Raw genomic sequence first — 459 nt, 5'->3', positions numbered from 1 at the left:
CACCACGCAATACCGTGCAATCGTACAAAGTGGTGCCTGTGCAGAAGCGACTTCTGCTACAGCAACCATTACTGTAGGAGGAGTAGTTAACTTAACTATAAATGATATTACGGCAGACAACATTGTGAATGCCTCAGAAGCAGGAAGCACCATTCCAGTAACCGGAACCGTAGGTGGAGATTTCAATATCGGCGACACGGTAACCTTAGTAATCAACGGAAATAGCTATGCCGGAACGGTAGATGCCAGTGGAAACTACAGCATTAATGTACCAGGGGCAGACTTAGCCGCTGACACCGACACTACTGTAGAAGGAAGCTTCCTATCGGCTACATCTTGCTCTACTACTACAAGTCATGTCTACATAGTTGACATAACAGCCCCAACAGTACCAACAGTAAACAGTCAAGTTACTAACGATACTACACCAGTAATCACAGGAACAGCAGACAGTTCAGA

At 45.5% G+C, this 459-nt stretch carries 1 protein-coding gene; it reads left to right on the top strand.

Translation table 11 applies throughout. The features are described from left to right. On the top strand, positions 1–459 hold a 459-nt coding region (locus tag Q0663_RS12630), incomplete at both ends, for an Ig-like domain-containing protein (protein WP_299011694.1).

Source organism: uncultured Tenacibaculum sp., from assembly GCF_947504135.1.
Lineage (GTDB): Bacteria > Bacteroidota > Bacteroidia > Flavobacteriales > Flavobacteriaceae > Polaribacter.
Note: the sequence above shows the minus strand (reverse complement) of the source record. Positions and strands in the feature narration are given on the sequence as shown.